A 13,338-nucleotide genomic window follows, 5' to 3' on the forward strand; every position below is an offset into this window, starting at 1 on the left:
AAATAGTACACCGCTTTTGTCAACGCCTCCATTGCGTTTCATAACAAAAAGGACTGTTTCGTCCCGCGTTTCACGAGATAAAACAGTCCTTCACCTGTTAAGCAGCTTACCAGATGGTAACATCTGTTGTTTCTGCTGTTATACACATAGCCTCCATATGAAAATAGCCGGTTTCCACAACGCCTGCGATATGCACAAGCTCATCATGAGCCTCCTGAATCGGGCGGGATGCCGGTATGCGCACATCCAGTATAAGGTTTCCGTTATCTGTGATAAAAGCGCTGTCCTGCTGCATTCGCAGTATTGCATCATATCCCCGATTCGTCAGTGTCCGCCGCACAAAGGGATGGGAAAACGGTACAAGCTCAATCGGAAGCGTATAATCCTCAATTGTTTCCACACGCTTACCTGCATCCATGATCCAGATTACCTGCTCTGCCGCCTCGGCGAGTATCTTTTCACGGACAAGCGCACCGCCGCCGCCCTTGATTGCCTGCTTCCGTGAATCGATCTGATCGACACCGTCAATCACGAGATCAATGTGATCGATGACATCCGGTTCCACCACGCAAAGACCTGCCTGCTGAGCCAGCAGCTTAGAGGCAAGAGAGGAGGAAACGACCTGAAGATGCTGTTTGTCTGTATGTCTGCCCAGCTCCTCAATCAGCCAGCGAACCGTACTTCCTGTCCCCAGACCAAGCACCATATGATCTCGCACATAGGCTGCAGCCCTTTGTGCACTGCGCCGTTTTAACTCCTCCAGCTCAGACATCGGCATGTGACCAGGTGTGGTGATGGCGCTGCAGCAGCTCATCCGCTTCCTTCGGACCGGCACTGCCCGCCATATAGGTGGCAAGCGGCAGGCGCTCCCTGCGATAGCGCTGACGCAGCTGTTCCACATAATTCCAGCTGCTTTCAATCTGATCCCATTGTGAGAACCAGGAAGCATCCCCCTGTACAGCCGCTGCCAGCAGACGCTCATAGGCCTCCGGTGTGTTGATGCGGTTCGCATCAGAGCAGCTCTGACAGAAATCCATACTGGTTACTTCGATTTCATCACTGTCTCCCGGCTTTTTGATATTGAACTGAAAATACACACCCTCTGTAGGCTGAATGCGAATCAAAAGAACATTGGCTGCCACATCCGGATTGGTCTTTTTAAAGGTGATGACAACCTCCATCTCACGCTCCTTCAGTTTCTTACCCGTACGGATGTAAAACGGTACATCCCTCCAGCGCTCATTATCCACAAACAGGCGCAGTGCCGCATAGGTTTCCGTCATGGAATCATCCGCCACACGATCCTCCTTTTGGTAATGAAAATACTGTCCGAGCACAACACTGTCCTTCATATCCAGCTGTTCCACCGGACGAAGGGCATGCAGAACATCAAGCTGCTTCTGATGCATATCCTCACCGAAGAAGGAGGAAGGCTGTTCCATGGCTGTTATGCTCAAAATCTGAAACAGATGATTCTGCACCATATCCTTTAATGCACCGCTTTGATCATAATAGCCGCCGCGGTTTTCCACCCCGACCGTCTCCATGGCGCTGATCTGCACATGCTCGATATACTTAGCATTCCATACATCCTGAAAAATTGGATTCATAAAACGGATTGCCTGCATATTGCGCACCATTTCTTTTCCCAGGTAATGATCGATATGGAACATCCGCTCTTTTGTGAAGAAGCGTTCCAAATCCTCATTCAGAACTCTGGCAGATTCCAGATCTTCTCCAAACGGCTTTTCAATGATGACCTTTCCCGTACAGGCCTTTTCCACCTGTTCCAAACCTTTTGCTATCACCGCAAAGAAGCGCGGGGCAACGGCGAAGTAAAAGACATGATTGTGCAAATGCTGTTCTTTGTAAAACGCATTCAGCCTTTCGTAATTTTCCAGCCCTGTAAAATCCATCTGCACATAATGGATCCGTCTGGCAAAGCGCTCAAATTCATCAATGCGGTAGGGAAGACGGGCATACTGCTTGATCCATCCTGCAGCCTCTTCGCAATAACCGGCATGATCATAGTCTCTGCGTCCGATGATCACAATGGAGAAGTCCTCTTCCAGCTTACTTTGCGCCTGCAGATTATACAGTGCAGGCAGCAGCTTGCGAAAGGTCAGATCGCCGGTTCCCCCGAATATGGTAAAGGTCAGCTGCTTCATGCCCACCGCCTCCATTCATGGTGAAAGCTGCCTTCCTCATCCACACGCTCAAAGGTATGCGCACCGAAATAATCACGCTGTGCCTGAATCAGATTGGCTCCGACATGCGTTGCACAAAACAGGTCCAGATAGCTGATGGCGTTGGCCATCGCCGGAACCGGGATACCGCTCAGGATTGCCTGCGCACCGATCTGCCGCAAATTCTTTTCATAGGATACCACACGTTCCTGAAAGAAGCTATCCAGCAAGAGATGCGAAAGATCCGCCTGTTGTTCATATGCTCTGGTGATATCATTTAAAAATTTTGCCTGTATAATGCAGCCGGCACGGAAGATTGACGCGATTTTTCCCAACGGAAGCTCCCAGCCATAGGAAGCACTTGCCTGCTTCAGCAGATCAAAGCCCTGTGCATAGGCAATGATTTTTGCCGCATATAAGCCCTGACGAACCTCCTCTTTAAAGGCATCCGGATTGGAAATCTCTGCAATTTCAACATGCGGATACTGTTCCTCAGCTGCTTTTCTGTTTTCATTATTCGACATTACACGGGTATTTCCGGCAGCTGCAATCATGGAAACATCCACACCCTGCTTCAGGGCTTCGATGCTTGTCCAGCGCCCGGTACCCTTCTGCTGTGCAGCATCCCGGATACAGTCTACCAGCTCCTTGCCACCTTTATCGTCCTGTTCGCGGAAAATATCGGATGTGATGTGAATCAGAAAGCTGTTCAGCTCTCCCTTTTGATATTCACTGAATATTTCTGCCAGCTGCGCATTATCGAAATGTCCGACATGCTTCAATAGCAGATACGCCTCTGCAATCAGCTGCATATCCGCATACTCAATACCGTTATGCACCATTTTCACATAATGTCCGGCACCATTTTCTCCAATGTAGGTGCAGCAGGGTGTGCCATCCTCTGCCCGTGCTGCGACAGCCTCCAGAATCGGACGGATTTCCTCATAGGCTGCTTTGTTTCCTCCGGGCATGATGCTCGGTCCAAAGCGCGCACCATCCTCACCTCCGGAGATACCCACACCGAAATAATGCAGTCCCTTTCCTTTCAGATACGCCTCTCTTCGAATGGTATCCTCGAAGAAGGAATTACCGCCATCCAGTATGATGTCACCCTGCTCCAGCAATGGAATCAACTGCTCTATGATGGCATCCACCGCTTTACCCGCCTTTACCATCAGCATGACCTTACGCGGCTTTTCCAGCGATGCAACCAGCTCCTCCAGCGTGGAATACCCAGTGAAATTCTCATGCGGCCAAGCTTCCAGCATATGCTCTGTCACCGCATAGCTGCGGTTATAGCCGCCTACCTTATATCCGTGATCTGCCATGTTCAATGCAAGGCTTCTGCCCATGACAGCCAGACCTACCATACCAATATTGTTCGTTCTCATACGTGTTTCCTCCTATTCGTAAAATACGATGCTGACACCCTCCGGTATCGTATCCGTATGTGCCTTTTCCTCCAGCATTCCGCTTATGTGATCAATTTTAAAGGCAACCAGATTGCCACTGCTGCGGTTCGCCGCAAACAGATAATCCCCCTGTGGGGACAGATTGATGTCACGCGGATGATCGCCGCCACTGGAAATGCGCTGCAAAATGCGCCATTGGGCAATATCAATGACATATAGCTGATTGATTCCGCGCACGGAGACATACAGCGTTTCACCACTGCTGCTGATGCGGATTGCGGCACCTCCGCCCTGTTCCCCTTCTTTCAGCAGAGAAAGCTTTCTGGTGATAACACCACCCTATTCCATATTCATTTCAAATACTTCACAGCTGTCCTCGCTGATCATATACAGGAATCTTCCATGATCGTCCAATACACCATGTCGGATGCCGGTTCCCTTCGGAAAGGAAATAGCACGTATCAGCTCCATGCTCGTGCGCTCATATACATATACACGATCCAGAAGACGGCAGGGAACCAGTATGGTTGCACCGGTCAGTATTGCCTGATGAGCACCTGCCTCATGCTGAATATGCACAATGCTTTCCTCATGCAGCCCTTCCTCGCTGAAACGATAGCGTATCAGGGTACCGTCATGATAATTTACCGTGTAAACACAATCCTCATCCTGAACCACATAACAGGCGGTACTGTTTTCCAGTCCTGCAAGCAGCTCTCTGCCATTCGCAAGAACACAGAGTCTGGCATCCGCAAGCTGTGTGGGAAACGCCAGTCTGTTTTTATAATATGACAGATACTTTGCATCCTTGACAGGATAAAACAAATCCGTCTTTACAAATGCATCCTTCTGTACATCATACAGGAAGGAATAAATTCCTTTTGCGGGCGCATAGGTTCCCACAAAGCCTTTTATTTCATTCATAGTGAATACCTCCAGTATTTACTTTATTTTTTAAAGTCACATTGTATACCTATCATACAAAAGTATTTCCATAATTGCAAACATCATGCACAAAAGATAAGAAGCGAATATGAAAACCGGTATCCTTTTCAGCAAGCATAAAACTGTTACAGAGGATCGTATATCGATGAATTTATACGTAAACGCAAAAAAATCAAATCCCCTGTTTACATTAGAGAATTTGATTTATAATCGTATTTAATTAAATTTTCTGGTGATCGGCCTGATTGCCTTACATACCAGCAGGGTCGCAACCGCTCCTAAAATCGCCTCGGCAATTCCATTGGTTGCCACAACGCCAAGCAGAACTGCGATCAAGGTATCGTAAGCAACCTTGATGGCATCCGCATAAGCACTCCCAAAAAACAGGTAAATACCACCAAGCACCAGAACGGTATTGGTAATTGCCCCGGTTAATGCTCCGGCGATGATTCCAACATTTTCGTTAATCCCCTTCCTGTACAGCTTTTCATAAATAAGACCGGCAAGATATCCCAGCAGAATCCTTGGCACAAAGGCGATAAGCAAACTCATCCAGTTTCCGCCGATTCCGCCAATCGTTACAAAGGGGGAAAAGCAGAATGATGTCAGTGTCGGACGGAATGTCGCATTAAGCACACTGGTCAGTCCGAATACAAAGCCCAGCTGTGCACCTGCCTTTTTACCGAGTGCTATCCCGGCAATGATGACGGGTATATGCATGGTCGTCGCGCTGATCGGTCCGATTGGCAGATAACCCAGGGGTGTGACTACCAGTATGATCTGGATAGCCAAAAACATGGCCATGATGGACATGTACTGCGTTTTTTTCGATTTCATATGTGTCCTCCTACTCTCGCTCTCTTACAGATGCGATGTCTATCGAAAGATGTCCTTCCGTATTGCCCCATTCTTTACAGGTCCAAACAGATCCTGTCAGAATATCTTCTATACACGGATGACGCATTTATTATAATACAATTCCCATTCTCTGCCAATAACTTTGTGTATCTTTTCACATGATACCGATTACATGGCTTCTGTATTTTCCGTGTGCTATAATAAGTCCACAAAAAGGAGGCAGGATTATGGAAAGGAAAGCTTTTACGGTGCTCTCCCTGCGTGAACAGCCGCAGCTTCTTAAGGTGGCAGCACAATGGTTTCACAGCAAATGGCAGATTCCCTGTCAGGCTTATGAGGATAGCATGCAGGAGTGTATTACAAGTACTGCCTTCATTCCGCAATGGTATGTAATTCTGGATTCATCAGGAACAATCATCGCCGGTGCAGGACTGATAGCCAATGATTTTCATGAGCGTAAAGAATTAACGCCAAATGTATGTGCCTTGTATGTAGAGAATGCGTGGCGGGGCAACGGATATGCAAGGACGCTGCTAGATCACATTCGCAGGGAGGCAGGCAGCGAAGGGCTTTCACGGCTTTATCTCATCACTGACCACACCGTATTTTATGAAGTCTGCGGATGGGAATATCTATCCTTGATCAGGGAGGACAGCGGCGATTCTATCCGGATGTATACCGCCAAAACTCTATAAGCACGCAAACAGGCAGTATTTGCAGGATTGCGCAAGTTACAGATAAAACCTTGGAAGCAATTCCCCGTCTTTAAGGTGTCACAAAATTTGAGGAGGAAAAGAAGGTCAAAAGAAGTCCAGTCTATAGGAAAAGCCAGTCCTTTTACGGATTGTGGTATGACAGCATTCTTTTTCTTCAGCTTCAACAGCAGCTTAACAATCAATGATGGTAAGCATTTAAAATAGGAAATCCGCAGTCTTACTTCACAGGCGTAAGAAGCTGGATTTCCTTTTTCATAAACACTTAAATGCAAGCCCTTCTGCTTCTCTGCATTATTTACCCCTGTACTTCCTTAATTGCTCAGATACCAGAATTCCACAGGATACCGCTCCCAGCATAAAAAGAGCTCTGCGGCATGCAAGGACAGCTACATCCGGAGTATGCCGCTTTGCAGATAACGTACTTGCATTTGCCGTTACACACGAAAAGCATACACACATTAGAGAAATCCGAATTGCATATTTCACGTTGATACACCTCTTGTTCATCTGTAAAAACCCTGCTCATGCATAGCTGTTTCTATTCCTATACGTTTAGAAATACAGATTTTTCAGACATATTTGTATGAAAAAGATGCTTTTTAATGCAATTTCGGTAAAAAAAAGAAGCTTTTCAACTTCATACAGTTAATTTATAAATGTATACAATGCTGTATATATTAGATATATATAGTATACTTCCCCTTGATATGAATGACAATAATTTTCTATAAAAGTTTAGATTTATATCACAAAACGGTTATCCATAAAAAAGACAGTATCCATTATAAATAGCGTATACTGCCTTCATCCCATATTATTCGCTTCGCTTCTTTTCCAGTAAGTGCAGTCTGGCATAGCCATCCAATACCTGTATCAAGCCAAGATCACAATACCCTTGTCGTTCAAACCAATCTTTCGTCCCGTTGGGAAACGTACTTTCCTCATCACATATCACCAGTATTCTCCGGTAGGTTTTAAACAGCTCTTTCTCCATACACTGCAAGGGCCAGGCCTTATAGTCTGCCTCTTCACTGGAATGATATACACATGTTAAAAAAGCCGTGTGCGCATCCTTGGGAATCGGATATGGAACCTGTAAGGATGGCATCCATTCAACACCACCTACGATTTGTCCCTCCAGCTGATGGATAAAACCAAATGTGGTGAGTCCGCAGGAGCTGAGAAAATCCGATTTTTTCTTCATCTGTGCGCAATCCGCACACAGTGTGCATCCCTTTGCGGTCAATGCCAGGGTTTCACTGGTAAGTGGAAGCAATTCACCTCTTTTTTCCTCGTAGGACTGCTCAATAACATACGGTTTCTCCCTTGTAATGGCTCCATCCCGCACTCCCTTTAATACCGCAGCTGTAACAGGACCATACCAGTGCAGCTGCTGATTGAAAATAGTTAGAAAAGGATAATACAGCTGTTTTTCAAATGCAAGCTTTTCCTGACATGTGATATCAATGCAGGTTACATCATCCATGGCAGCTTCTTGAAACAGCTCCAGCATTTCTGCAATGATAGGACACTGATATCCCCAGTGATAGAAGGTTATTTGCATATTACATCACTATGGGCTGGTAGCCCATAAGCTGATTCTGCGTGTAAAACCGCGCGTTTGATCGCCTTTGCCATCATTTCTGTCGCAAGCATACCGACAGCATCAGCCATAACCTCAACCTCACCACTGCTGAGTACAAATATAGAATCTCCATCACTCATGGTATGTACCGGATGAATCGCTCTCGCATAGCCATTATGTGCAATTCCTGCAATCTTGGTACACTGCGCCTTATCAAGCTTTGCATTTGTCACAATACAGCCGATTGTCGTATTGCCTTCCGGCAGCTTTCGCAGAGCATCCATTTGTTGAAACAGAACATCCTGTGCCTTTAAAACTGATCCGCTATGGGAATCATAAACACCCGCCAGCAGCTCATTTGTTTCATAATCCACTACATTTCCACAGGCATTTACAGCTACGATAGCAGCAACCTGCAGGTCACCAACCTGTATACCGCAGGTTCCGATACCACTTTTCATAGCATGCTCAAAGCCCAGCAGCTTTCCAACGCTCGCTCCTGTCCCCGCCCCGTGATTTCCTTCTAATACCGTATCATTTTCTGCGTCCACGCATGCCGCATAGCCCATTTCCTTATCCGGCCGGACATGTGCATCGCCAACGGACAAATCGAACAAGCTCGCACCACAGACAATAGGAACCTTGGCTACCTGCATGTCAAAGCCTGCACCGTGTTCTTCCAGATACTGCATGGCACCACTGGCAGCATCAAGACCGTAGGCACTGCCTCCGCTCAGCATTACAGCATGAATTTTCTGTACCATATTGATCGGATGCAGAAGATCGGTTTCTCTGGTAGCCGGCCCACCGCCTCTGACATCGACTCCCGCAACTGCGCCATCTCTGCATAGGATAACGGTACAACCTGTCCCCGCCTTCTGATTCTCTGCCTGCCCAACCTGAAAGCCTTTGATATCTGTAATTTTTATTTCCTTCATGTTTGCTCACCTCTGCCCTTATTGTAGCATAAAGCGGTTCCTACGAAAAAGATTTTATGGGAAAGAGCTTATGAAATATACCATTCACACAGGTAAACCATGTGCGAGCGCCACAGCGTGTAATAACGGAAATAAAAATAGCAACATGATTCTGCATGAAAATACTTTAAAATCTTTTGATTGCAGTTATTTACGGGATAAAACAGCCGTCTCCTAAAAGTATGCTGATAATTTATACGGAAAGGTCCTATAGAAGATTGTATAGTAGTTTGCATGCTCATGTATCTTATAATTTAGATTCAATGAAATATCAATAAGAAGGGTGTAAGGAACCCTTACGGAATGGAGGACATATGAATGTCAGATGCAACAAATCAACTCAACTACAGTAACGATCTATTTTTTAAGTACACCCTTTCCCGTGAGGATGAAGGCTCTGTGTACGCCCGCAACACCATCATTGAGCGTGTTACCGGAATCAGGGTAAAGGAAAGCACCGTGCTCAATCCCAATCTGGATCCAGGCATCATTGGAAAGAAGCGCATCATTCTGGATGTTCATGTGAAGGATGAACAAAATCGCCATTTCAATATCGAGATGCAGACGACCTACAAGGGATTAGCAGAAATGATGCGATTTGAATTTTACGGTGCCAGAGCATTGAACAATCAGCTCAACAGTGGTAAGAAGTACAGGGATTTAAAGCCGGTATATCAGATTATTTTTATTGACGAATATGCATGGAACAACAGAAATCTGATCAATCACTATCAGATGCGCAATGAGCAGGGAGAGAATGAAAGCTACTATCCGCTCATCCTTCGTACCTATATTCATATGCCGGCAATCAATGACATCGTAAAGGAGAAGGAAATGCAGAGGCTGAATGACTTTGAACAGCTGATATACCTGTTTGAAAATAATGAAAAAAATGATATACTGAAGTCAAAGGAAAGGCTGGTGAAGGTATTCATGGATAAGTACGAGGAAATGCAGAAGGATGACGAGCTGTGGTCAACCGCAATGGCGATTCAAATGGGAGAGGCACGTTACCGCTATGGCTTGGAAGACAGCTATGAAGAGGGGATGAAAGAAGGAATCATGAAAGGGAAAGAAGAAGGTAAAATTGAAGGAGAGAAAGTTGGTATACACAAAGGTAGAATAGAAGGAAAGATATCACTGCTGCTCCAGCTGCTGGATAGTAAATACCATGAGGATTGCTCAGTCTGGCTATTTTCTTTGAACAATGAACAGATAGAGAATGTATCCAGCTTGATACTGACATGTAATACATTGCAGGAGCTAAAGGATCAGGTTATGATTAGCCAATAATCATACATAAATACGTAGAGAAACTGTTCTATAAGCTTACACTTATAAAACAGTTTTTCATTTGCTTGTTTCCCCAAATTCATAATAATATTGGAAATGATTGCAACAAATGTACCTATGCAGGGCTTTTGCTTGTTTATGAAATAAATACGAAGGCTGTTGCATAATGCAAATCACAGGGCGATAATAACCCTTTTTCTGTTTAATAAAGTTTTTCATATGGACTAAACATTCTATTCTGTTGGGCATTCCCTGTCTTTCTAGGAATTGCTATCACTATCTTTTCTAATTATATATGTGATTACAATCCTTGACTCTGACAGTGTGTCATAGTGTATACTTGTCATATACAGCAGCAGGATGCCTAATTGGAAACATTAACGGCAATCAGCTTTGTGATTTAAAAAGGAGAACTGTCATGAAGGAATGTGAAGAATGCTACAGCATCAATAATCGCTCAACACCTATATTGAATCCCAGAGATTGTCTGGAAAATCATCTGCAATACATATGTGGAACCTGTGGCAGATGCATCTGCGTGAATAGGACGGAGAAAAGTGGTCTACAAAGATGGAATTTCCCTTTCAAAACACTGGAAACCGCCAAGCTGTATCTGCGTAGTGCTGATATTTGTGCAGAAACAAATTGCGGAATCTATGAAATCAAAAATGAAAGAGGACGATATTCCTATAAGATTTTTAATAGCCCCTCCATTGCAGCCGCTTATACTAACAACCATAAGGTATGTCTCAATGAGAAACCTCTATATCAAAGAGAGAGATTTAAACGATATCCAAACGCTGAAATAAGACGTTTAACTTCTCATGAAGTTGACATATATCTAAAGGAACAGAATGAGACAAAATAAAAACCGGCAATCCGGTTTTTATTTATGACGATATTATTTCATCAATTGTTTTCTTTTACGCTGAATAGCAATAATTCCCATCGAAACTAATCCAAGCAGTGCAAATGCTGTAAAGAGACCTGCATTTGTTGTATCTCCGGTATTCGGTGATTTCTTATCATTGGATGGTTTTTCAGGTGTTGACGGTTTTTCTGTAGCTGCTACTTTTTCATAAACAGGTTTTACAAGCAAATCCTTGGTTACCTTCGTAAAATCAGTATCCCATTTCACAAAACGATAGCCTTCAACTTCCGGTGCTTTTGGTGCTGTTGCCGCTTTGTTAGCTTCAACCTTTTCAGTTCTCAGCACTGCGCCATTCATATCGACAAAGACAACATTATAAATCGTCTTTTCTGGTGTTGGTGTCGGTTCTGGTGTTGGCTCTGGTTTTGGTTCCGGGGTAGTTCCGTTATCATCAATTTTTTTATCCTCATATACGACAGCATAAGTAGAGAAACGATCTGTTCCAAAGGTTAAAATATTCTTATTATGCTCTGGTACTATTTTATTAACAGCTCCATTATGAACACGAAGTATATAGAATTCTCTTCCTTCTGCTAATAGATTCTCAGGGACCACAACAGTGAATTTCATAGGGGTACTCAGATTTGTAATATTTCCTAATACAGTATCATCTGCTTTGATTAAGACACTCAGGTCAAGATACATTGCCACTGTTGCTGTATTATTACTTTCAGCGGTCAATGCTTCCAGTTCCTTTTGAATTTTTTTAGCATCAGCCTGTACTTGAGCATTACTGGAATCAGCCTTCTGCACATCTGCAACAACCGTTACTGTCTTGCCTGCTTTTGCAGCTTTAATAACAGCATTAGCTGTATCTGTATCTGTGAACTCACTGGAGCCTGCAATAATCTGATCAGTTACATCTTTCAATAACTGTTCTGCTTTCTCATCATTTACACCCACCTTGATTTCATCAGTAGGTTTGGATGTATCAATAGAAGGAGTTTCTACTGCTACAGGCTTGGTAACCGTAACAGTACAGGAAGCTTTCTTACCGCTTTCTGTTTCCGCTGTGATTACAGCTTTACCAGACTTCAGTGCAGTAACCTTTCCGTCTTTTACAGTTGCTATTTCAGGCTTATCACTTGACCAGGTTACCGTTTCAAGAGTTCCTTCAGGTGCCAGAACGGCTGTTACTGTTTTGCTGGCTCCTTCCTCCAATGTTAATTCGTTTTCAGATAAAGTTATATTGCTTGCAAGCGGTGCAACGGCAAATCCGTCACTAGTCTTGAATGCCTTATATGAATTACTTACATAAGCAGTTGGGTCTGTATTGAAAATACCACCATTAACCCTCACATTTTCTTTTGCATTCGCCCAATCAGATACAACCCATTCTTTATTTTCATTTTTGCTCCATGTATATGCAAGTAAAGCTTCGCTGCTGCTTGATGTAAAGGTTCCTCCTGAGATTGTCACATTTGGAATAGAGCTATAACCAGGGCGATTTACAACAGAAATAGCTGCACCATCCGGGATAGCACCATCTCCTGTTTTGCTGTTTCTTTTGTCTGCTCCGGTACCTGAGACAGTACCTCCGTTGATATTCATTACAGATAGATTACCGGAACATAATTGAATACCAAGATCACCTTTAACAGTACCACCATTGATTGTGATTTCCCCGGTCTGTGGATGATAAATTGCTGCACCTGTACCATCAGGATCTGCATTAGAAATAGAACCACCATTTATCACAATCGTGGTACCATTATTATTGAGACCATTACCAGCGATGCCATACCACTCACCTTTAAAGCTTCCGCTGTTCAATATCAAGCTGGAATTAACAAATACTCCCACTGCACACTGATACCCGAAAATTGAACCAGTACCAACACTATCATTGACTGTCATTGATGAATTATACAGTCGAATCGGTGCATTTGTTTTACCAACACTATCATTCAGCTCCTGTTTAATGTTTAACCCATTGAGGTCTAGTGAAAAGGTTTTATCTTTTACATCAATAGAAGCTGTCAAATTTATATCTTGAAGTAATTTGATTGATTGTCCTTCTTGTACTGACTGAATCGCTTCAGACAACGATGCATAGGATGTACCATTGATCTCAGCAACAGCATTTGATACAGTTTCATTCGTCTTTTCCGTTTGTACATCTGCCGCATACAAAGTGGTTGGCGTTACGCATACGGCAGTTAGAGCTATCGTAGCAAATAACGTTAATAATTTTTTCATACAGTATGTATTCCTCCTTTTTCCATCTTTCAAACATTTAAAAATAAGAAATTCGTATTATCTATCCCTCCCATCTCAAAACGTATACATATATGAATGAAAGGAAAATAGACAAATATGAAGGAAAAAGTGTATTTTTTCAGTAAAAATAGTCTAAAAAAGCAAGTTTTTCAACCTGCTTTCTGCTATCTATTATGTTATACGTTTGAATACAACTATAGTATAGCGCTTAAAAT

11 protein-coding genes and 1 pseudogene are annotated in these 13,338 nt (G+C 43.8%); 3 read left to right on the plus strand and 9 right to left on the minus strand.

Going from position 1 to position 13,338, the window contains the following annotated elements; genetic code table 11:
• Positions 1-106 precede the first annotated feature (106 nt).
• The 5 genes and pseudogenes from rpiA to G4D54_16095 form a co-directional block, all read right to left on the minus strand.
• The gene (gene rpiA / locus G4D54_16075) at positions 107-814 is read right to left on the minus strand and encodes a ribose-5-phosphate isomerase RpiA (protein ID QJA03846.1); all 708 of its coding nucleotides are present in this window, start codon (positions 812-814) and stop codon (positions 107-109) included.
• Positions 765-2,168: a glucose-6-phosphate dehydrogenase gene (zwf, locus tag G4D54_16080; protein QJA03847.1), complete on the minus strand. Its 1,404-nt coding sequence runs from the start codon at positions 2,166-2,168 to the stop codon at positions 765-767. Before zwf ends, rpiA begins: the two co-directional genes overlap by 50 nt.
• Positions 2,165-3,577: an NADP-dependent phosphogluconate dehydrogenase gene (gene gndA, locus G4D54_16085; GenBank protein QJA03848.1), complete on the minus strand. Its 1,413-nt coding sequence runs from the start codon at positions 3,575-3,577 to the stop codon at positions 2,165-2,167. The genes zwf and gndA overlap by 4 nt, the downstream gene beginning before the upstream one ends.
• A gap of 12 nt (positions 3,578-3,589) precedes the next feature.
• Positions 3,590-4,522 (minus strand): annotated as a pseudogene (locus G4D54_16090) (lactonase family protein).
• A gap of 237 nt (positions 4,523-4,759) precedes the next feature.
• Positions 4,760-5,380: an ECF transporter S component gene (locus G4D54_16095; protein QJA03849.1), complete on the minus strand. Its 621-nt coding sequence runs from the start codon at positions 5,378-5,380 to the stop codon at positions 4,760-4,762.
• A 248-nt stretch (positions 5,381-5,628) separates the two neighbouring features.
• On the opposite strand from G4D54_16095, the gene G4D54_16100 reads away from it, so the two are divergent.
• Entirely contained in the window at positions 5,629-6,096 is a 468-nt protein-coding gene (locus G4D54_16100; GenBank protein ID QJA03850.1) for a GNAT family N-acetyltransferase, read from the plus strand.
• A gap of 312 nt (positions 6,097-6,408) precedes the next feature.
• On the opposite strand, the gene G4D54_16105 is transcribed toward G4D54_16100, so the two are convergent.
• The 3 genes from G4D54_16105 to G4D54_16115 all read right to left on the minus strand — a co-directional run bounded on the left by G4D54_16105 (position 6,409) and on the right by G4D54_16115 (position 8,640).
• Positions 6,409-6,624, minus strand: coding sequence for a hypothetical protein (locus G4D54_16105; GenBank protein ID QJA03851.1), 216 nt, complete (start codon positions 6,622-6,624; stop codon positions 6,409-6,411).
• 307 nt (positions 6,625-6,931) lie between these two features.
• Positions 6,932-7,681 (minus strand): hypothetical protein, encoded by a 750-nt coding sequence (locus G4D54_16110; GenBank protein ID QJA03852.1) that lies wholly within the window; start codon positions 7,679-7,681, stop codon positions 6,932-6,934.
• Positions 7,672-8,640, minus strand: a complete 969-nt coding sequence (locus tag G4D54_16115) for a P1 family peptidase (GenBank protein ID QJA03853.1) — start codon at positions 8,638-8,640, stop codon at positions 7,672-7,674. Before G4D54_16115 ends, G4D54_16110 begins: the two co-directional genes overlap by 10 nt.
• Before the next feature lie 357 nt (positions 8,641-8,997).
• Here G4D54_16115 and G4D54_16120 point away from each other — a divergent pair, with 357 nt between their 5' ends.
• Positions 8,998-9,972 (plus strand): Rpn family recombination-promoting nuclease/putative transposase, encoded by a 975-nt coding sequence (locus G4D54_16120; GenBank protein ID QJA03854.1) that lies wholly within the window; start codon positions 8,998-9,000, stop codon positions 9,970-9,972.
• 418 nt (positions 9,973-10,390) lie between these two features.
• Positions 10,391-10,840 carry a hypothetical protein gene (locus G4D54_16125; protein ID QJA03855.1) on the plus strand — a complete coding sequence of 150 codons (450 nt, stop codon included), beginning with the start codon at positions 10,391-10,393 and terminating at the stop codon, positions 10,838-10,840.
• A 33-nt stretch (positions 10,841-10,873) separates the two neighbouring features.
• Here G4D54_16125 and G4D54_16130 read toward each other — a convergent pair whose 3' ends face one another.
• A complete protein-coding gene (locus G4D54_16130; protein ID QJA03856.1) occupies positions 10,874-13,102 on the minus strand; it encodes an LPXTG cell wall anchor domain-containing protein in 2,229 nt (742 codons plus the stop codon).
• Positions 13,103-13,338 lie beyond the last annotated feature (236 nt).

Source organism: [Clostridium] innocuum (genome assembly GCA_012317185.1).
GTDB lineage: Bacteria > Bacillota_I > Bacilli_A > Erysipelotrichales > Erysipelotrichaceae > Clostridium_AQ > Clostridium_AQ innocuum.

Coding starts and splice junctions, on each gene's coding strand:
- gndA (QJA03848.1), bottom strand. CDS start 3,577: ATGAGAACGAACAATATTGGTATGGTAGGTCTGGCTGTCATGGGCAGA.
- G4D54_16110 (QJA03852.1), bottom strand. CDS start 7,681: ATGCAAATAACCTTCTATCACTGGGGATATCAGTGTCCTATCATTGCA.
- rpiA (QJA03846.1), bottom strand. CDS start 814: ATGAGCTGCTGCAGCGCCATCACCACACCTGGTCACATGCCGATGTCT.
- zwf (QJA03847.1), bottom strand. CDS start 2,168: ATGAAGCAGCTGACCTTTACCATATTCGGGGGAACCGGCGATCTGACC.
- G4D54_16120 (QJA03854.1), top strand. CDS start 8,998: ATGTCAGATGCAACAAATCAACTCAACTACAGTAACGATCTATTTTTT.
- G4D54_16095 (QJA03849.1), bottom strand. CDS start 5,380: ATGAAATCGAAAAAAACGCAGTACATGTCCATCATGGCCATGTTTTTG.
- G4D54_16105 (QJA03851.1), bottom strand. CDS start 6,624: ATGAACAAGAGGTGTATCAACGTGAAATATGCAATTCGGATTTCTCTA.
- G4D54_16130 (QJA03856.1), bottom strand. CDS start 13,102: ATGAAAAAATTATTAACGTTATTTGCTACGATAGCTCTAACTGCCGTA.
- G4D54_16100 (QJA03850.1), top strand. CDS start 5,629: ATGGAAAGGAAAGCTTTTACGGTGCTCTCCCTGCGTGAACAGCCGCAG.
- G4D54_16125 (QJA03855.1), top strand. CDS start 10,391: ATGAAGGAATGTGAAGAATGCTACAGCATCAATAATCGCTCAACACCT.
- G4D54_16115 (QJA03853.1), bottom strand. CDS start 8,640: ATGAAGGAAATAAAAATTACAGATATCAAAGGCTTTCAGGTTGGGCAG.